Origin of the sequence: Kribbella yunnanensis (genome assembly GCF_039529655.1) — a bacterium.
Lineage (GTDB): Bacteria > Actinomycetota > Actinomycetes > Propionibacteriales > Kribbellaceae > Kribbella > Kribbella yunnanensis.
The window spans coordinates 443935-462587 of sequence record NZ_BAAANF010000002.1; the positions used below are offsets into that span (position 1 = coordinate 443935).

Below are 18653 nucleotides of genomic sequence, written 5' to 3' on the forward strand. Positions count from 1 at the left end.
CGTGCCCACAACCCAGCCTGGTCTCGCGCGCAGACTCGGCCTGACCGATGCGGTCGCGATCGGCGTCGGTTCGATGGTCGGCGCCGGGGTGTTCGCGGTCTGGCAGCCGGCTGCGCAAGCGGCTGGTACCGGCCTGCTGATCGGGCTGGTGCTCGCCGCTGTCGTTGCCTACTGCAACGCAGTCTCGTCGGCCCAGCTCGCCGCGGTCTATCCGGTTGCCGGAGGCACCTATGTCTACGGCCGCGAGCGGCTGGGTGAGTGGTGGGGATTCGCGGCCGGCTGGTGCTTCGTCATCGGCAAGACCGCGTCGTGTGCCGCAATGGCGCTCACCTTCGCCACGTACGCCGTACCTCTCGACGGCTGGGCTCGGAGACTCGTCGCGTTGCTGGCGGTGGCCGCGTTGGCGGCCGTCAACTATCGCGGCGTGACCAGGACGGCTCGACTGACCAAGATCCTCGTCACTTGCAGTCTCCTGGTGTTGGCGCTCGTCGTGGTGCTGCTCGGCACCGGCGGCGGATCCCGCGACCTGCCGGCGATCACGGACACCTCGGTGCACGGCGTCCTTCAAGCGGCCGGGTTGTTGTTCTTTGCCTTCGCCGGCTACGCGCGGATCGCGACGATGGGGGAGGAGGTGCGCGAGCCCGAGCGCACCATCCCGCGCGCGATCACCATCGCCTTGGCAATCGCCATCGTCATCTACCTGCTCGTCGGCCTGATGCTCTTACGGGTCGTCGACCCCGCGACCAGTGCCGCACCGCTGGCTGCCGGAGTCGACGCCGCCGGATCCGCCTGGGCGGTGCCCGTGGTCCGGATCGGTGCGGCGCTGGCCAGTCTGGGTGCGCTCCTCGCTCTCATCACGGGCATCGGCCGGACGACGTTGGCGATGGCCCGCAACCGCGATCTGCCGGGTTGGCTGGCCGCTGTCCATCCGCGATACCAGGTGCCGCATCGGGCGGAGGTCGTGCTCGCCGTGGTCGTCGGAGCCCTGGTGCTCACTACCGACCTTCGCGGCGTGATCGGCTTCTCGTCGTTCGGCGTTCTCCTGTACTACGCAATCGCCAACGCGTCCGCGTTCACCCAACCGGCCGACCAGCGTCGGTGGCCACGAGCCATCAACGTGATCGGCCTGCTGGGTTGCCTCGGACTCGCGGTCACCTTGCCCTGGCGCTCAGCCGCCGCGGCCGCCGTACTGCTGGGCTTGGCTCTGCTCGTCCGCAAGCTCAGGAAAGGTCGTGCCGGATCCGCCAGAAGCTGAAGCCTGTCAGGGCGAACGCCAGGAGCAGGAACAAACCGAACTCACGCCACTGCAGGGCCCAGAACTTGTCCGCGGTGAAGTAGCGGACGTGCTGACGATAGCCCTCGTCGGCCAGTCGCTGGAAGCACGCGGACCGCGCGGCGCCGGAGTTGGGCGTCGCGCCGCTCGTGGCGGAGCTCGGCGGAACCGGTGCGCAGTCCATCGTCCACGAGGGCAGCGTGCTCTGCGCCTTACCGGCCTTGTCGACCGTCTCGTCGGAGATCTTCCACGCCCCGACCGCGCCGGTCGCGACCTCCATCTGCTTGACCTGCGGGTCCGGTCCAGGGCCGGACAGCATGAAGCCCCGGACGTTGTCGCCGGTCGCGACGATCAGCTGGTCGGTCGGCGCCATCAGGTGCGGCCGGATCAGCGTCGGTGCGAGCACCTCGACCAGGATCACCACGGCGAGCGTGACGGCGAGAGCGACGAGAGTACGCCGGATGACCAGGCCGAGCGCGACCCCGAGCGCGAAGGCGAAAACGGCGTACCCGATCGGGACCAGGCCGCGACCGGAGAAGGTCACCGGGAACATCCGCGGCAGGTAGAGGTTCGACTCCTGGCCGGCGTTGATGGCCTTGTCGATCGGGTTCGACCACCACGTCACGGCCAGGCTGAGTGCGCCGGTGAGCGCGACCGTACCCAGGCCGCCGATGCCGACCTTGGTGGCCAGCCAGCGCGATCGCGAGATGCTCTGCCCCCACACCAGTCGATGCGTGCCGGTCTCCAGCTCCCTCGCGATCAGCGGTGCACCCCAGAACGCGCCGATGACTGGAGGTACGGCGTACAGCAGGACCAGCCCGACTTGGTAGAGCACCGGATTGAGGCGCGCGAACGCGAGGTTCTTGATGAAGCTGTCCGCGAATGTCCGGTAGTCGTCGGCCAGGCCAGGCCCGGTCGCCGTCAGTACGACGGCAGCCGCGAGCACGACCGCGGCGATCACGAGGAACTGGACGCGGAACTGCCGCCAGGTCAGCCAGATCATCGCTGCACCTCCAGAACGGGACGCTCCGAGTGAACCTCGGGGGCCATGTAGGCCAGCACGAGATCCTCGAGCGTGAGCTGAGTGACCGACCGCGACGGGTCGAGAATCGGCCGGTCGGTGCGAACCAGGAACGTCGACTGCCGATCCGTGTGGCTCTCGCTCACGACGGTCTGGTCGCTCGGCAGTTCCTTCGCCGTACGGCGGGGGCCGGTGAGCCGGTGGTGTGTCGCGAGCAAGGTGTCGATCTCGCCGCTGACCTGGACCCGCGAGTCGACCAGCACGACCAGGTAGTCGCAGGACCGCTCAACATCGGAGACGAGGTGCGAAGACAGCACGACACTGAGCTCTTGCTCGGCCACTGCCTCCATCAAGTCCTGCAGGAATTCCCTGCGTGCCAAGGGATCCAGCGGAGCGACGGGCTCGTCGAGGATCAGCAGCTCGGGCCGCTTGGCCAGACCGAGGGTCAACGCAAGCTGGGCGCGCTGACCACCGGAGAGCTTGCCGGCTCTCTGCTTCGGATCCAGCCTGAGCCGCTGGATCCGTTGCTGGGCTAGGGAATCGTCCCACGTCGGGTTGAGGTGCGCGCCGAGCCTCAGGTGGTCGGCGACACTCAACCGCGCGTACGTCGGGGTGTCCTGAGCGACGTATCCGACCTTCGCCTGCTGGGTTCCGGCCGGCTGCCCGAGCACCTCGACCGATCCGGTCGTCGGGGTGAGCATTCCGACCGACAGGTTGAGCAAGGTGGTCTTGCCGGCGCCGTTTGGTCCGACCAGTCCGACGACATGTCCGGACGGGACCTCGAGGTCGCAGTCAGTCAGTGCCCACCGGCGGCCGTACTTCTTCCCCAGCCCGTGTGCTTGCAGAGCCGCGTTCACGCTACGCCCTCCTGAGAGGCGGACCGAAAGGTGGTGAGGAACAACGCCTCGATGCTCTCGTCGTCCAAGCCGGCCTTGCGAGCCTTGGTGAGCCAGCGCCGCAGATCCTGACGGAGGGGACCGTGCGCGGCAAGCGTGTTGTCGGTCAGGGTGCGCGTCACGAAGGTGCCGCGACCGGGCTTGGCCTGCACAAGGCCCTCGTGCTCAAGCTCGCGGTACGCCTTGAGCACCGTGTTCGGGTTGATCGCCAGCGCTGCGACCACATCCTTCACGGTCGGCAGCTGGTCCCCCTCCCGCAGCAGGCCGAGCCGGAGCGCATTGCGCACCTGCTGAACGATCTGCTGGTACGGCGACACCCCCGACCGCCCGTCCAGATGGAACTCGATCATCTCCAACCCCATTCATCTAGTTACCTAGTACTATAGGGGTATGGTTCAAGCGAGCGTCAAGCCTTGATCGCGTCGTATCTTCTGAGGGCCTCCCGGCGAGCCTCGGCGTGGTCGACGATCGGCTCCGGATAGCCGTCGGCGCCGCCGTACTTCCACGGTTCGTGGGCGGTCTTGCCGGTGAGCTCGCGCAGCTCGGGGATCCAGCATCGGACGTACTCGCCGTCCGGATCGAACTTCAGTCCCTGGCCGACTGGGTTGAAGATCCGGAAGTACGGCGACGCGTCCGCACCACAGCCGGCCACCCACTGCCAGTTGAGCGAGTTCGACGCGAGATCGCCGTCCCGCAATGACTGCATGAACCAGCGAGCGCCGTACTTCCAGTGCACATGAAGGTCTTTGACGAGGAACGACGCGACGATCATCCGGACCCGGTTGTGCATGAACCCTTCCGCCGCGAGCTGCCGCATCCCGGCGTCCACGACAGGGAACCCGGTCCGCCCTTGCTGCCAGGCTGCGAGTTGATCGCCAGGTTCGTCGTACGCCATCTTCTCGAACTCGCTACGCAACGGCTTCCAGGCTGCGTGCGGGTTGCGGGCAAGCAGGTCGGCGCAGAACTCGCGCCAGGCAAGCTCCCGACGGTACGACTCCGCGCCGTCGCTGCGCTTGCGAGCGAGATCCGCCAGCATCGTCCGTGGGTGGATCTCGCCGTACTTCAACGGAATCGACATCCGCGAGGTGGCGTCGAGATCGGGCCGATCCCGTACGTCGTCGTACTCGCCAACGCCCTCGAGATACTCCTGCCAGTGCCGCCGAGCCGCGTCCTCACCAGCCCCCTCGACCTCGCCTTCCGGCAACGCTTCGCTCTCGGCCTTCACCCACCGCACGTCCTCCGGAGCCTTAACCGGCTGCCGCCAACCATGCTCGAGCCAGGCCCGAAAGTACGGCGTGAACACCTGGTACGGCCGATCCTGCTGATTGAAGATCCGCCCAGGAGCGATCGCGTACGGCGAACCGGTGGCCACCAGCGGACACTTCAATGAGGCTTCAACTTCTTTGTCGCGTGTTAGTCCGTACGGCGCATGATCCGCGCTGATGTGCACGCTCGCCGCGCCGACCTCATCCGCCAGCCGCGGGATTTCGGTGATCGGATCGCCCGACCGGATGACGAGCCGCCCGCCCATCGCCTTGGACAATGCGCGCAACGAACTCGCGAGGTGTTCACGCCGCGGATCGCCGGATCGCTTCCACAGCAGGGGATCGAGGACGAAAACGCCGACCACCCGGCCGTCGCCCGCGCTCACCGCATCCAGCAGCGCCGGATTATCGCTCAGCCGCAGGTCACGCCGAAACCACATCACCGCTGTGTTCATCGCTTCATCCTGTTGCCTGCGCGAGCGAAAGCAAACTGAAAGGGAGCGCTTGTTTGATAGTTGCCATGACCAAGAAAAAGTTCCTCGGAGCCCTCGCTGCCGCAACCCTGGCCGCCGGCGGCCTCACGCTCGTCACCGGCGCCCCGACCGCCTCCGCCGCATCCAACTGCCACGTCGAACCCAGCGGCAACCCCTGGAAGCACGTCTGCCTCAAGGGCCCGCACCGCTACAAGACCCAATGCAACATGATGCGCAACGACATGGTCCGCAAAGGCTACGGCGTCCAGTCCTGCCACTGGGGCACCTACAGCTCCCGCCCCGGCTGGTACTTCTGGTACGGCACCAACTAGCGGCAATTGGGTAAGGGTTGCCTCTATAGGCGACAATGGGTGTCGTGAGCGAGCTGATCGATACCACGGAGATGTACCTGCGGACCGTCTACGAACTCGAGGAAGAAGGCATCCTGCCGCTGCGGGCGCGGATTGCCGAGCGGTTGCACCAGTCGGGGCCGACGGTCAGTCAGACGGTGGCGCGGATGGAGCGCGACGGTCTGGTGACGGTTGAGGGTGACCGGCACCTCGAGCTCACCACGGTGGGTCGTAAGCAGGCCATCCGGGTGATGCGGAAGCACCGGCTGGCCGAGCGGCTGCTGGTCGACGTGATCGGGCTCGAGTGGGAGGACGTGCACGCCGAGGCCTGCCGCTGGGAGCACGTGATGAGTGACGCGGTCGAGTTGCGGCTGCTGAAGATCCTCGACAACCCGACCGAGTCGCCGTACGGGAACCCGATTCCGGGTCTGGAGGAGCTGCTCACTGACGGCCAGGCCAGCGGGATCGAGGACTTCCGGATCGGTGTCGAGCCGCTGGACAAGGTGCTCGACCAGGCGACCGGGCAGAGCGTGCGGGTGCTGGTGCGGCGGATCGCCGAGCCGGTGCAGACCGACGACAGCGCGATGGCGGTGCTGCGCAAGGCCGGTGCCCTCCCGGGGCGCGAGGTCGAGTCGGCCCTCGACGCCGAGGGCGTGCTGGTCGGTAGCCGCGAAGCCGGTGGTGTGATCAGCGACGAGACCGCCGGCCACATCTTCGTCAGCCTGGTCTGAGAGTCAAGGGAACGTTAACGCTGAGCACTCGATGCGGTACGACGAGTGCTCAGCGGGTACCGTCTCGCTGAAATGTCCGAAAACGTCATCGACTGGCCGGAGTACCTGCGGGAGTTCCACACCGCGGCCCCGGGCAGCACCGAAGCCCTCCTGTCCCGCGCCACCGCCGGCGACCATACGCCGTACCGATGGCTGGTCCGCGCTGTGTCCGGCGAAGCCCGGCGCGTCCTCGACCTCGCCTGCGGCAACGGTCCCGTAGCCCGCGAGTTGTACGGGCGCTGGGTGGTGGGGGTCGACAACAACGCGGCCCAGCTCGCCGGGGCTCCCGGTCCGAAGGTCCAGGCCGACGCCCTGCACCTGCCGTTCGCGAACGAGGTCTTCGACGTCGTCACGTGCTCCATGGGGCTGATGGTGCTGCAGCCGCTCCCCGACGTACTGGCCGAGGCCGCGCGGGTGCTCCGCCGCGGTGGCGTACTGGCGGCGATCGTCCCTGCCGTGCGCCCGCTGCGGCGCGGCGACATCCGCACGCTGAGCGGGCTGACCACGCGCCTCCGGTCGACGCCGCAGTTCCCGGCCGGTGGTGAGATCACCGAGCTGAAGGACAAGCTCCGGCACGCTGGGTTCGACGTGATGGAGAGCCAGCGCGAGCGGTACGTGTACACGATCCGCGGTGCGGACGACGCGCGCCGGCTGGTGAACGCGCTCTACCTGCCTGGTACGCCGGACGTCCGCCGGAACACCGCGAGTGAGTGGCTCGCGGACCGGGCCGAGTCGAAGGACGGCCTCGAGGTCGCGATCCCGATCCGCCGGATCACCGCCATGCGCGGGAAGGTCGCGCTCACCGGCTGAGCTGACCACCGGCATCGCCCGGCGGGGAAGTAGCGTGTGCCTGTGGGTGCTGCGCTGAGCTGGTCCGTGCGGACCGTGGACCGGGCTCTCGACGGTGAAACGGTCTACCGCGAGCTGCTGGCGGCCGAGCCGGTCGCGTTCTGGCTCGACGGCAGCCTGACCGATCGCGCCGCCCGCCGGATCTCCGTGCTCGGGACCGGCTCCGAAGTCCTGGTCCGCGACGCCGTCGACGGTGATGTCTTCGCCGAGCTGACGTCCCTCCTCGCCGAGCGTGCCGGTGAACCACCGGCCGAACTCGACGGCTACTTCAGCGGTGGGTACGTCGGCTACTTCGGCTACGAACTGAAGTCCCTCACCGGCGGTACGGCGGCGCATGTCGCCCCGACTCCGGATGCGCTGTGGATCTGGGCCGACCGCTTCATCGTCATCGACCACGATCGCGACCTGACGCTGTTGGTCGCCGTCGGCCCGGCTTCGAACGACGAGTGGCTGGATCGCGCCGTGCGGGCAGCCGCCGACTGGTCGATGACCGGCGTGGTCCGACCCGCGATCGCCGACCTCGATCTCGAAGCACATCTGGAACTGGACCGACCGTCGTACCTGGCCGCGATCAAACGCTGCATGACCGCGCTCGAGGCCGGCGAAACGTACGAGGTCTGCCTGACGAACCGGGTCCGGCTGCCCGCCGTACCCGATCCGTTCGGTTTCTTCTGCTGGCAGCGCGCCACGAACCCAGCGCCGTACGCGGCCTTCCTCCGGTACGGCGACCTGGCCGTCGCGAGCTCGTCGCCGGAACGCTTCCTGACCGTGGATGCGGACGGGTGGGCCGAGTGCCGCCCGATCAAGGGAACCGCCCCGCGCGACCTGGATCCGTTCCAGGATCAGGTGGCGGCGAAGGCGCTGGCCGAGGACGAGAAGACGCGCGCCGAGAACCTGATGATCGTCGACCTGATCCGCAACGATCTCGGTCGAGTCAGCCGGCCCGGTTCGGTGCAGGTACCGCAGTTGATGCAGGTCGAGAGCTACCGCACCGTGCACCAACTGGTCACCACGGTCCGCGGTCAGCTGCGACCCGACGTGAGCGCGGTCGACGCCGTACGGGCTTGTTTTCCGCCCGGTTCGATGACCGGGGCGCCGAAGATCCGCACGATGGAGCTGCTCGACGAGCTCGAACCGAGCGCCCGCGGCGTCTACTCCGGTGCCCTCGGCTACCTCACGGTCGACGGCCGGGCGGACCTCAGCGTAGTGATCCGGACGGCGGTGCTGACACCGGACGAGACGGTGATCGGTGCCGGGGGTGCGATCGTGCTCGACTCCGAGCCGGTCGCCGAATACGACGAAATGGTGCTCAAGGCAACGGCCACGGTCGGGGCCAGGTAAGGGGTGGAGATGGGACTACAGGTAGCGGACTCGTTCCTGGTGACCGACGGCGCAGTACGCGGGCTCGACCTGCACCGCGACCGCTTCGTCGGCTCCTGCGCGGCAGCCGGCGTCGACGCGGCCCCCTTCTGGGACCAGCAAGTACGACGCCTCCCCGGCTTCGGCCGCTGGTTCCCCCGCTTCGAACTCCACGACACCGGCGAACTCACCGTCCAACGCCGCCCCGCCCCCACCACCGGCGGCCGAGTCCGAGTAGCCATCCACGAAGGCCCCGACCCCCGAACCCAACCCCGGGTGAAGGGTCCCGACCTGGAACTGTTGGGCAAACTCAAAGACGCCGCGCCCCACCGAGCCGACGAAATCATCCTCCTGGACACCGACGGCACCGTCCTGGAAGCGGCCTACTCCGCCATCGCCTGGTGGGAAGACGAAACCCTCTGCTTCCCACCCCTCGACCGCCCCCTCCTCCCATCAGTGACCGCCACCCTCCTCCGCCAGGTCGCCACCACCCAAGGCGTCGAGGTAGCCCACCACCCCCGAACCCCCGCCGACCTCCAATCCACCGAAACCTGGCTCATCAACGCCCTCCACGGCATCCGCCCCATCCAAGCCTGGAACGACTCCCCAATAGACCCCCTCCCCAACTCGTCGGCCGACACCTGGCAATCCCACCTAACCGCCCTGGCCCGCCCCGTCTAAACCGTTCCTGGTACGGCGGGGGCCGCTCGGACGCGGCCGGTCTCGCGGGTGCCGGGCCCTCGCCGCTGCGGCCGGCTTACAGAGGGAGTGTGGCTGGGCCCGCCTGTGGCTGGGCTGCTTGGCGAGGTGGGCGATCGCGTGCCCGTTGCCCGGGTCTGACGGGCTTCGGTTGCGGTACGAGAGCTGCGTGGAAAGTAAGTGCCCGCAAGTTGCCCCAAACCCCAGCAACCAAAGGCGAAACGGCGCTTTGCGGATACCTACTGTCGCTCCGTGGCAGTAGGCATCCGTGAATCGGCAGAAGGCACCACAACCGTCACCTCGCAACCCGCCTCACCCCCCCGGCAGCAACCCAAGCGTCCGCCCCAGGCAAGGTGCACCCGAGCGCGACCTCGTCTCTCAACCGCAACCCGAGCCCGTCGGCCCCAGGCAACGTTCACCCGAGCGCGACCTCGTCTCTCAACCGCAACCCAAGCCCGTCGGCCCCAGGCAACGTCCACCTCGGTCACTAACCTCGCCAACCGGCCCAGCCACAGGCGGCCCTCGCCACACCCCCCTGTAAGCCGGCCGCAGCGGCGATCAGCCACCGCCGTAGGTTGCCGGCCGCATCCGAGCGAAGCCGAAGCCCGGAGATCTCGGGTTGTAAATGTGATATCACTTTGCTACCTTCGAGATAGACGAGAGGAGCGGGTGATGGTTGAGGTCGAGGGTGTTGTGGAGATGCCGAAGCCGAAGGTGGTCGAGCGGGTGGCTGCTGAGGTGAATGGGTGGCCGATGGCAGGCGCCGCGTTCGTGCTGGTGGTTGGCGGGGCTCTGGTGCTCAGTGTCGGCTCGGCCAACGGCGCCGGTGGGGTTGTCTTGCTCGGAGTGGTTGCGTTCTTGGTCGGGGCGGTGTTGGCCGTGGGGTTGACGCCGGTGCAGCCGGGCAAGGCTCGGGTGTTGCAGATCCTCGGGCGGTATGCGGGGACGCTGCGGACCGACGGACTGCGGTGGGTGAACCCGATCGCCACCCGGCGCGAGGTCTCGACGCGGATCCGCAACCACGAGACGGCCGTTGCCAAGGTCAACGATGCGGACGGGAACCCGATCGAGATCGCGGCCGTGGTGGTCTGGCAGGTGGAGGACACGGCGCAGGCGATGTTCGAGGTGGACGACTTCGTCGAGTTCGTGGCGATCCAGACCGAGACCGCGGTGCGGCACATCGCCAACAGCTACCCGTACGACGTGCACACCGACGAAGGTGGACTGTCGTTGCGCGACAGTACCGACGAGATCACCGAGACGTTGTCGACGGAGATCGGGGCGCGAGTGCAGTCGGCCGGCGTGCATGTCATCGAGTCGCGGATCACGCACCTTGCTTATGCGCCGGAGATCGCGCAGGCGATGTTGCGGCGGCAGCAGGCCGGGGCGGTTGTCGCGGCGCGGCAGCGGATCGTGGAGGGTGCGGTCGGCATGGTGGAGCTGGCGCTGGATCGGCTGTCTGAGCACAACGTGGTCGAGCTCGACGAGGAGCGGAAGGCGACCATGGTCAGCAACCTGCTCGTGGTGCTGTGCGGTGACCGGGATGCGCAGCCTGTGGTCAACACCGGTTCGCTCTACCAGTGAGCGGCCGTCATGGCTGCCGAGCGTAAGAAGATCCTGCTCCGGCTGGATCCCGGGGTGCACGACGCGCTGGCTCGTTGGGCTGCCGACGACCTGCGGAGCACCAATGCCCAGATCGAGTTTCTGCTCCGGCGGGCGCTGGCCGAGGCCGGCCGGCTCCCGTCCGGCGTCGGCAAGATCCGGCGGCCCGGCCGCCCCGCCAAGGAGACTGAGCATGATGGGAGGGCAGATGACAATGAGTAGGACGTTACCGAAGCGCCCGGCACGAGTCGGACCGGCTGCACCGCCAGAGTCCTTGGCGGCGCGAATCTTCTTACTGGCTTACGATCCCGCGAAGGGCCGCCTGACCGGTCGCTCGACCCTCGGCAAGGTTTTACGAGCGGCCGCACTGATCGATCTCCAGCTCCGCGGGAACCTTGCCGACGACAACGGTCGCGCCAAACCGACCGGGACCGCGGTACCCAACGACGAGATTCTGGCCGGCCTCCTCACCGAGATCCGTTCGTCCAACCCGCGCAAATGGCGGACCTGGATCGACCGCCGGAATGTCGCGATGATTCGCGACATCCGCGATGAGCTCGCTCACGCCCAGCTGATCAAGGTCGAGCCCTACCGGTTCCTCGGTCTGATTCCGACCAACCGCATCACGCTGCGCCAACCGCTGGTACGACGTCAATTACTCCAGCACACCACCGACGTACTGCGCCCGGCGCGACTCGTCAGCCGGATCGACCTGCGCGACGCGGCCCTCGCCGTACTGGCGTCGACCGCTGATCTGCGCGTGGTGATCCCCAAGGATGTTCGCAATCGGCACAAGGATCGCCTTGCTCAGTTGACGATCCGGGTCGGACCGGTCCCGCCGGCGCTGAAGAAGTCGATCCAAGCCAGCCACTCGTCCAGCGGTGCTGGCTAGTCCTGGGGTGCTGCCGAGCGGGCTGCCAGCACGCTGAGGCTGTGCGCGATCGAGGTCAGCGCCAACGCGGCGACCGAGTCGTAGGTGCCGGCCTTCAGCTTGGCGGCGGTTGTGGCGGCCTGCTCGGCGAAGTGCTTGGCGGCCTGCAGGTCGTTCTCGTGAGCGTTCATGGGAGCGACGCTAACCGCCCGCGGGTCACCGTGCGGGAATCGCAATTGACCTGAGAACCACCTGTGGTGCTATGGTTCGTTACTCAAGTAATGAACCCAAGAACCTCGACCCCTTACAACCTCGACCCCGAAGAACCTCGACCGCAGCAACCTCGCCGAAGGGAGGCCGTGCATGTTCGACGAACGCAGCCCGATCTACCTGCAGATCGCGGAGCAGATCAAGAACGACATCGTCACCGGCACCCTCGCCGAGGACGAGCAGGTGATGTCCACGAACCAGTATGCAGCGTTCTACCGGATCAATCCGGCCACAGCGGCTAAAGGGTTCGCGCAGTTGGTGGACGAAGGGGTGCTGTACAAGAAGCGCGGGATCGGGATGTTCGTCAGCCCGAACGCGCGTGACTTGCTGCGCTCCGACCGCAAGGAAGTGTTCTTCACCGATGTGGTGGAGCCGGTGATCCGGGAGGCGCAGGCACTCGGCGTTTCGCTGCGGGACGTCATTCACTACATCCGCAAGTACGGAGACTCGTGATGACAGAGCACGCCCTCTCGGTGCACACCGAGAATCTGTCGGTCCGGTTCGCCGGCACACCGGCGCTCGACCGGCTGGACCTGCGGCTCGCGCCGGGCAAGATCCACGGACTGCTCGGCCGCAACGGTTCCGGCAAGAGCACGCTGGCCGCGGTCCTGGCCGGTTTCCGGCAACCCGATGAGGGACAGGTCCGCATCGAAGGTGCAGGCCTCGGTACGCCGCTCGCGCCGTACGAGAACGCGGTCGTCACCAGCCGGATCTGCCTGATCCGCGAATCCGGTGACGTGCCCGACAGCCTGCAAGTCCGGCACGCGCTGAGCCTCGCCGCGAGCCTGCGCCCGTACTGGAACGCCGACCTGGCCGGTGAGCTGCTGGATCGCTTCGAGGTGCCGACCAACAAGCGGATGCAGAAGCTCTCTCGCGGTAAGAAGTCCGCGCTGGGTGCCGTCCTCGGCCTCGCGAGCCGGGCCCCGCTGACGATCTTCGACGAGACCTACCTCGGCATGGACGTGCCGTCGCGTGCCGCGTTCTACGACGCGCTGATCACCGACTACGCCGAGGTGCCGCGGACGATCGTGCTGTCGACGCATCTGGTCAGCGAGGTGAGCACGCTGCTGGAGGACGTGCTCATCCTGGACAACGGCCGGCTCGTCACGCAGTCGCCGGTCGATACGCTCCGCGGCCGTGGCGCATCGATCGTCGGGCCGGTCAAGGCGGTCGACGAGTTCACCGCGGAGTTCACCGTTCTCGCCGAGGAGCGGCTCGGCGGTACCAAGTCCGCCACGGTCCTCGGTGACCTAGGTCCGGCGCTGATGGCGGAGGCCGCGTCAGCCGGCCTCGAGATCGGACCGGTCGGCCTGCAGGACCTCTTCGTCCACCTCACCGCCCCGGCACCGAAGGGAGCCCGCTCATGAGCTCTGCACTTGCGGAACCAACCGCGGCACTCCCGCCCGGCGTCACCAACGGTCAACGCCTGCAAAGGGTCCTGACCGCGATGCAGGTCGGTTCGCGCCCGATGATGCTCGTCTACTGGGGCGTGATGCTGATCGCGTTCATGGCCGGCGGTCTGATCATCCAGTTCCTCACCGAAGGCACCGGCAACAGCATCTGGGACTACGGCACCCAGTCACCGAAGTACTTCTCGATGGCGGTCGGCATCAGCCTCGCGCCGGCGTACGTGAACGCGATGGTCGCGCAAGGTGTCACCCGACGGATGTTCTCAGTTGCCGCCGGCATCTTCCTGACGGCGGCCGCGCTGGCGACCGCGGTGCTCTGGGTCGTCGGCTATCAGATCGAGCGTGTCGTCTACGACTGGCAGGGCTGGTCGCAGGCGATGGAGAACCGACACCTTTTCACCAGTACGTCGCAGGTCGGGCTGATCTTCGCCGAGTTCGCACTCCTGGTCGTCTCGCACGAGGCGACGGGCTGGTTGCTCGGGGTCACCTTCTACCGGCTCGGCTTCTGGCGCGGACTCGCCATGGTCCCGCTGTCTCTGATCCCCGCCGCGGCGACCGAGTTCCTGCTCGTCGCCCAGTGGTTGGGCGGACCTTTGGCGGAGCTCGGCTATCACCGCCCGCCACTCGCAGTCGCCGTACCGGTGGTCACCGTCGTGACCGCACTCGGTCTGTACGCCGGTCATCGCATCCTGCAACCGATGCCGCTGAAACCCGCGAAGGGCTGAACTTATACACATCCCCTGTGCATAAGTCGGGTGCGTTCTGTGGATGGTTGCGTGCTCACTGTGGACGACACGCGGACAGTCGCGAGATCGCGAGAACTGTTGTCTGGAAAGGGTTGTGCGACCCGGGTCGGCGGCGGTACAAATGTCGACACGCTGTTCTCTCGAGGAGCGGCGGGTCGAACGGAAACCGAGGACCCAAGCGGTGGGGATCCCCACCGAGGTAGACCGGTGACGGGGTCTGCCGGTCCCACGGATCTGGCTCGGGAGGCTGGAGACGTCACCTTCCTTCAGCTATTCGGGGCCCCTCCGACTCATACTCGGAGGGGCCCCACTTTTATGGGACCCCTCCGGTCTCGATAAGTCAGGTAAGCGTGATCCGCAGCGCCGCCGAACCACGAGCTGTCACGTGCACCTCGGTACCGCGCGTGGTCGTGACGATCTGGTACGGCGTCGCGCGACCGTTGAGCGTTAGATTGTTGAGCTTCGCGCCGACCGGGATCACCGCGCCGACGGTGAAGTCCGCCTTGAGGTTGTGAACCGTCAGATCGGTCCGCAATTCCTTACCTGCAAGGCGTGCCGCGACATCGATCGAGCCGCGACCCAGCCTGATGTTGCTTCCGGCCACCTTCGTCTGTCCGGCCGGCAGCTGCGGTACGACGGCGATCCGGTTCCGGCCGAGATCGGGATCGACACCGAGCTGCTGGTGCACGACCGGCCACAGCACGCCGTACGTGCCCCACGCCTGCAGGCTCATCGAGCGGTCGTAGAACGGGCGGCCGATGTTCGCCGGGGAGTCCGGTGAGGGAGCGATCTCGGGCATTGCGCCCGGTGTCTCCCAGACCTTCGGGTCGAGCTGGATCCGCGCGTTGCCGGTCGTGTACACCTGCTGCTGATCCTTGCCGAGACGACCGTAGTTGCCTTCCGCAACGGCCATGATCGAGGTGTTGAGCGAGAAGATGCTGCGCTCACTCTTCACCTGCGACACGACCGGATCGCAGGACGCGCCAGGGTTGCCTGCTGCATCGGAAGTCGGGCCGGTGCCGGTGTGGAACAGACCGAATTCGCCTGTGTAGCAAGGCTTCTCGCGTTGTGTGAGAGCGGTTGCTGCGTGCTCTGATGATGCGAGTGGTGAGGTCGGTTGGCCGGGGCGGACGAGCTCGGCCTCCATCGGGGTGACGCCGGTCCAATGTCGTTGGAAGATCGGGGTGTTGTCGTTCGCCGGATTCGCGGGGTCGTCGACAGAATCGGCGTACCCGAGGGCCTGCGGTACCCACCACTGCGCTTCGAAGCGGGACTCGAGATCGGCGGCGCGAGCCGTCGCCCACTGCTGGATCTTGCGATCGTGCTTGGATGCGGCAAGGTCGGCGAGATCGCGCAGACCGCGGGCGAGGTAGACGGTGCTGTCGAGTTTCTCCGCGCCCATGCCGGAGCGCTCGACATTCGCGAGACCCTCGAGCCAGCCGTCGTTGTCCTTGTCGAGTTCGCGATAGACGTACTGCAGATTGCGGACGCTGAAGTCATAGAAGTCATCGCGGACGTGGTCGTCGCCAGTCCAGCGCCACAGCAGCGCCACGATGCTTGGGAACTTCACCGTCTCGTCGGTGTTACCCGCGCTCTGGTTGGAGCCGAAGTAGACATCACCAGTCGGGACGATCTCGTGCGCCACCTTGCCGCTGCGTGCGTTCAGTAGGTCGCTGATGTCCCGAAGCGCCTTGAGATGAGCCTTGACCGTGTCGAACTGGCCGGCCGCGACGGCGGCGTACGACGTGTATTCGCCGTCGGTGGCGAAGATCCACGGATAGTCCGGGAAACCGGCGCCGAACCAGCGCGCGGTGTCGATCGTGCCCACCGGAGCCGGATAGTCCTTGCCCTCATTGACGTCGCGGATCCGCAGATTGCGAGCCTCCTGCACGGAGTCGGCGAGGTTCTGCTTGCTCCACTCGACACTCTGCTGCAGTAGCCGGTCACCAGGCAGGTCCACTGCAGTCTTCTGATCGATCTGCTGGCGCGCGGCGGCCTTGGCCTGCAGCAGCTTGCCGGGGTTGGCGAGGGCGCGGTTGTACTCGCGCTGAGCCGCGGCCGCGCCGTCATCCGATCCCGCGACCGCGAACCAGATGGTCTGTTCGCGACCGGGTTTCAGCGCGACGTCGTACGTGAGTCGCCCGCCAGTGCCCTTGCCGACCAACGAGTCATCGCACCGAGCAGGCGTCGTACCGTCGGCTGGGCAGATGACGGCGGGGTCTTGTGGGCCGCGGTGGTTCGGGCCGAGCGCGTGGTTCGTCGGACGCAGGGACGATCCGACGTACGCCGCGTAGTCGCGATCACGGAAGTTGAGCGAACCGTTGGTGTACGCGCCGGTGTCGGGCAGGTTGGCGTCGGCCGCGCTCGGCTTCGTCCAACCCCAGGGGTACGACGACATCAGTTCGGAGTGCGCGTCGACATCGAGGCTGACCGTCTTCGCCGTCGCCGAGGTCAAGGTCAGTCCGACGAGCGTTGCCCGCAAACCATCCGGCACGAAGTCGGTACGTCGTACTTGCACGGCACCGGAGTAGTCGATCCGGCTGTACCCGTGGCCACTCGTGTACTTCGCGGCAGTCACGTCCTTGCCGAGCCACTTCCCGTCCAGCCCGAACCACAGGCCGTCCAGAAGCTTGATCGGCTGAGTCCAGAACCCACCCATTTCGCCACGGATGTGCCAACCGGTCGCTGGATAGAGCCCGGACTCGTCGCCCATCGCATAAGCCCGATCGCCGACAACGAGCGACCGCCGATCAGCCAACCGAGTCGTCTCGGACAGTTCGTTGGGTTGTGGTGGTGAACTCGCAGTTGCACTGACGGTGCCGGCCATCAAAGCCGTCACCACAAGCACTACTAACCCAGGTAGTCGTGGAGTCATGGCGGTTCCTCCTTCTCCCGGCGCTGTCGGACACCGGGGTCAGCCAGGGGCTGAGCTGCCTCTGACTACTAGTTCGGGGAGCAGCAGACGTTCGGTGGAGCCTGTGGGCGGGTCGGTGAGGATGGTGATCAGCTCGGCGGCGATGTCGTCCATCGGCTGGCGCAGGCTGGTGAGGCCGGGGGAGACGACGTCGGCCAGGGGCGAGTCGTCGAAGCCGGTGACGCCGATGTCGACGCCGGGAGTGTGGCCGCGGCGGGTGAGTTCGCGAAGTGCGCCGAGGGCGAGAATGTCGCTCAGGGCAACGATTCCGTCGGGTGGCTGCGGGCTGTCGAGCAATTCGGCGGCGGCGTGGGCACCCGCGTCGAGGGTGTCTTCGGGGCAGTGCACGGTTAGGCCAGCGGTCGGCAGATCGAGGGCCTGGCATGCGGTTCGCCAGCCGTCCAGGCGGTCCTCGGCCAAGCCGGAGGTCGTCGGCCAGCCGATGAAGGCGATCCGGCGCCGCCCGGTCTCATACAGATGCCGAACGGCGAGCGCCGTACCGGCCGCACCGTCGACATCGACCCACGGCCCCGGCTGAGTGGTTTCCTTCCAGACCCGCCCGAACGAGACGAACGGGATCTTCTTCTCCTTCAACCACCCGTGCCGCGGATCCCGCGTCTCGGTCTGCGACAGCACGAACCCGTCGACGAGTCGCCGGGCATGCAGGTCGTCGTACACCGGCATGCCGTCGACCCCGGGCGGTGCGGTGAACAGCAAAATGTGCCGCCCGGTGCTTTCCGCGGCGGCACACAATGCGTGCAGGAACTGGTCCATCACCAGATGAGTGCGGTTCGGCCAACCTGGAACGCAGTACCCGATCAGCTCGACCGCGCTCGTCCGCAGGCTGCGGGCGTTACGATTAGGCCGGTAGTTGAGCAGTTCGATCGACCGATTGACCCGCTCGAGCGTGTCCGGCCGCAGCCGATGTGGTGCGTTCAGGGCGTTCGACACGGTCTGCACCGAGACCTCCGCGTGTGCAGCGACCTGCTTGAGCGTGGCCACAGCAACCTCCCGCGGACGTTTTGAACGTTAAAACCGCAGTCTCCCTCTGCCAGCACCTCCTGTCAATGTCGAGCGTTCAGGCCGCGTGGCCGCCGTCAATGGTGAGCTCGGTTCCCGTGATGTAGGAACCACCTGGGCCGGCCAGGTAGGTGATGGCGGCGGCGACCTCGGCGGTCGAGCCGAAGCGGTCGAGCGCCAGGTGGGCGATCTGCGGGTCGGCGTACGGGCCGTCGGCCGGGTTCATGTCGGTGTCGATCGGGCCGGGCTGGACGACGTTCGACGTGATGTTCCGTACGCCGAACTCGCGGGCCAGCGCCTTGCTCAACCCGACCAGCGCGGCCTTGGTCATCGCGTACAGCGTCATGCCCGGCCCGGTGACCCGAGCGGCGGCGCAGCTGCCGAGGTGGATCAGCCGACCGCCGTCAGCCAGCAACGGCGCTGCCGCCTGACACGCGGCGTACACGGCTCGGACGTTGATCGCCAACGCGCGGTCGATATCGGCGGACGCGAACCCGTCGATCGGGCCGATCGCGCCCATCCCGGCGTTGTTCACCAGGATGTCCAGACCGCCAAGCGACCCATGCGCCTCGCGGACCGCGTTGGCGACCACCGCGGCGTCGGTCGCATCGGCCTGGATGGCGAAGCCCCGGCGGCCGAGTCGCTCGATCTCCTTGACGATGGTCGCTGCTGCGTCCGGGGAGCTGTTGTAGGTGAAGGCGACATCGGCCCCGGCCTCGGCGAGGGCGAGTACGGTGGCAGCGCCGATACCGCGGCTGCCGCCGGTGACGAGTGCGTTCTTGTTGCTCAATGCGTTCATGTCTCCAGTTCAGGCGATCGGCGGACGGCGTTCCGGCGGGAATACGACGCCAGGAACTCGCGTCGCA

20 protein-coding genes are annotated in these 18653 nt (G+C 67.2%); 12 read left to right on the forward strand and 8 right to left on the reverse strand.

Going from position 1 to position 18653, the window contains the following annotated elements; all coding sequences use genetic code 11:
• Position 1: 1 nt before the first annotated feature.
• Positions 2-1255 (forward strand): APC family permease, encoded by a 1254-nt coding sequence (locus ABD231_RS03575; RefSeq protein WP_344145083.1) that lies wholly within the window; start codon positions 2-4, stop codon positions 1253-1255.
• On the opposite strand, the gene ABD231_RS03580 is transcribed toward ABD231_RS03575, so the two are convergent.
• The 4 genes from ABD231_RS03580 to ABD231_RS03595 are packed head-to-tail and all read right to left on the reverse strand — an operon-like array spanning position 1221 to position 4910.
• Positions 1221-2276 carry an ABC-2 transporter permease gene (locus ABD231_RS03580; protein ID WP_344145085.1) on the reverse strand — a complete coding sequence of 352 codons (1056 nt, stop codon included), beginning with the start codon at positions 2274-2276 and terminating at the stop codon, positions 1221-1223. The two genes, ABD231_RS03575 and ABD231_RS03580, sit on opposite strands and share 35 nt — an antisense overlap.
• Entirely contained in the window at positions 2273-3151 is an 879-nt protein-coding gene (locus tag ABD231_RS03585) for an ABC transporter ATP-binding protein (RefSeq protein WP_344145087.1), read from the reverse strand. Before ABD231_RS03585 ends, ABD231_RS03580 begins: the two co-directional genes overlap by 4 nt.
• Positions 3148-3540: a GntR family transcriptional regulator gene (locus ABD231_RS03590; protein WP_165952665.1), complete on the reverse strand. Its 393-nt coding sequence runs from the start codon at positions 3538-3540 to the stop codon at positions 3148-3150. Before ABD231_RS03590 ends, ABD231_RS03585 begins: the two co-directional genes overlap by 4 nt.
• A 56-nt stretch (positions 3541-3596) precedes the next feature.
• On the reverse strand, positions 3597-4910 hold the full coding sequence (locus tag ABD231_RS03595) for a cryptochrome/photolyase family protein (RefSeq protein ID WP_344145090.1): 1314 nt from the start codon (positions 4908-4910) through the stop codon (positions 3597-3599).
• A gap of 65 nt (positions 4911-4975) precedes the next feature.
• Between ABD231_RS03595 and ABD231_RS03600 the strand changes: the two genes are divergently transcribed.
• The 8 genes from ABD231_RS03600 (at position 4976) to ABD231_RS03635 (ending at position 11449) form a co-directional block, all read left to right on the forward strand.
• Positions 4976-5260: a hypothetical protein gene (locus tag ABD231_RS03600; protein WP_344145092.1), complete on the forward strand. Its 285-nt coding sequence runs from the start codon at positions 4976-4978 to the stop codon at positions 5258-5260.
• A 35-nt stretch (positions 5261-5295) separates the two neighbouring features.
• The gene (locus tag ABD231_RS03605; protein ID WP_425554144.1) at positions 5296-6009 is read left to right on the forward strand and encodes an iron-dependent transcriptional repressor DtxR; all 714 of its coding nucleotides are present in this window, start codon (positions 5296-5298) and stop codon (positions 6007-6009) included.
• Between the two features lie 72 nt (positions 6010-6081).
• Positions 6082-6858, forward strand: coding sequence for a class I SAM-dependent methyltransferase (locus tag ABD231_RS03610; protein WP_344145095.1), 777 nt, complete (start codon positions 6082-6084; stop codon positions 6856-6858).
• Between the two features lie 42 nt (positions 6859-6900).
• Entirely contained in the window at positions 6901-8238 is a 1338-nt protein-coding gene (pabB, locus tag ABD231_RS03615) for an aminodeoxychorismate synthase component I (protein ID WP_344145097.1), read from the forward strand.
• A 9-nt stretch (positions 8239-8247) separates the two neighbouring features.
• Positions 8248-8937 (forward strand): aminotransferase class IV, encoded by a 690-nt coding sequence (locus ABD231_RS03620; protein ID WP_344145099.1) that lies wholly within the window; start codon positions 8248-8250, stop codon positions 8935-8937.
• A gap of 690 nt (positions 8938-9627) precedes the next feature.
• Complete coding sequence (locus ABD231_RS03625; RefSeq protein WP_344145101.1) at positions 9628-10539, forward strand: SPFH domain-containing protein; 912 nt, start codon at positions 9628-9630, stop codon at positions 10537-10539.
• A gap of 9 nt (positions 10540-10548) precedes the next feature.
• A complete protein-coding gene (locus ABD231_RS03630) occupies positions 10549-10779 on the forward strand; it encodes a type II toxin-antitoxin system antitoxin (protein WP_344145103.1) in 231 nt (76 codons plus the stop codon).
• A complete protein-coding gene (locus tag ABD231_RS03635; RefSeq protein WP_344145105.1) occupies positions 10772-11449 on the forward strand; it encodes a GOLPH3/VPS74 family protein in 678 nt (225 codons plus the stop codon). The genes ABD231_RS03630 and ABD231_RS03635 overlap by 8 nt, the downstream gene beginning before the upstream one ends.
• On the opposite strand, the gene ABD231_RS03640 is transcribed toward ABD231_RS03635, so the two are convergent.
• Positions 11446-11619 (reverse strand): hypothetical protein, encoded by a 174-nt coding sequence (locus tag ABD231_RS03640; RefSeq protein ID WP_344145107.1) that lies wholly within the window; start codon positions 11617-11619, stop codon positions 11446-11448. The two genes, ABD231_RS03635 and ABD231_RS03640, sit on opposite strands and share 4 nt — an antisense overlap.
• Positions 11620-11791: 172 nt before the next feature.
• Here ABD231_RS03640 and ABD231_RS03645 point away from each other — a divergent pair, with 172 nt between their 5' ends.
• The 3 genes from ABD231_RS03645 to ABD231_RS03655 are packed head-to-tail and all read left to right on the forward strand — an operon-like array spanning position 11792 to position 13832.
• On the forward strand, positions 11792-12151 hold the full coding sequence (locus tag ABD231_RS03645; RefSeq protein WP_344145109.1) for a GntR family transcriptional regulator: 360 nt from the start codon (positions 11792-11794) through the stop codon (positions 12149-12151).
• Positions 12151-13065 (forward strand): ATP-binding cassette domain-containing protein, encoded by a 915-nt coding sequence (locus ABD231_RS03650; RefSeq protein ID WP_344145111.1) that lies wholly within the window; start codon positions 12151-12153, stop codon positions 13063-13065. Before ABD231_RS03645 ends, ABD231_RS03650 begins: the two co-directional genes overlap by 1 nt.
• Complete coding sequence (locus tag ABD231_RS03655; RefSeq protein WP_344145113.1) at positions 13062-13832, forward strand: hypothetical protein; 771 nt, start codon at positions 13062-13064, stop codon at positions 13830-13832. Before ABD231_RS03650 ends, ABD231_RS03655 begins: the two co-directional genes overlap by 4 nt.
• 361 nt (positions 13833-14193) lie before the next feature.
• Here ABD231_RS03655 and ABD231_RS03660 read toward each other — a convergent pair whose 3' ends face one another.
• The 3 genes from ABD231_RS03660 to ABD231_RS03670 all read right to left on the reverse strand — a co-directional run bounded on the left by ABD231_RS03660 (position 14194) and on the right by ABD231_RS03670 (position 18586).
• Positions 14194-16692: a glucosidase family protein gene (locus ABD231_RS03660; protein ID WP_344145115.1), complete on the reverse strand. Its 2499-nt coding sequence runs from the start codon at positions 16690-16692 to the stop codon at positions 14194-14196.
• A 75-nt stretch (positions 16693-16767) separates the two neighbouring features.
• Positions 16768-17769, reverse strand: coding sequence for a LacI family DNA-binding transcriptional regulator (locus ABD231_RS03665; RefSeq protein WP_344145117.1), 1002 nt, complete (start codon positions 17767-17769; stop codon positions 16768-16770).
• Positions 17770-17845: 76 nt separating this feature from the next.
• Entirely contained in the window at positions 17846-18586 is a 741-nt protein-coding gene (locus tag ABD231_RS03670; protein WP_344145119.1) for an SDR family NAD(P)-dependent oxidoreductase, read from the reverse strand.
• Between the last annotated feature and the right edge of the window lie 67 nt (positions 18587-18653).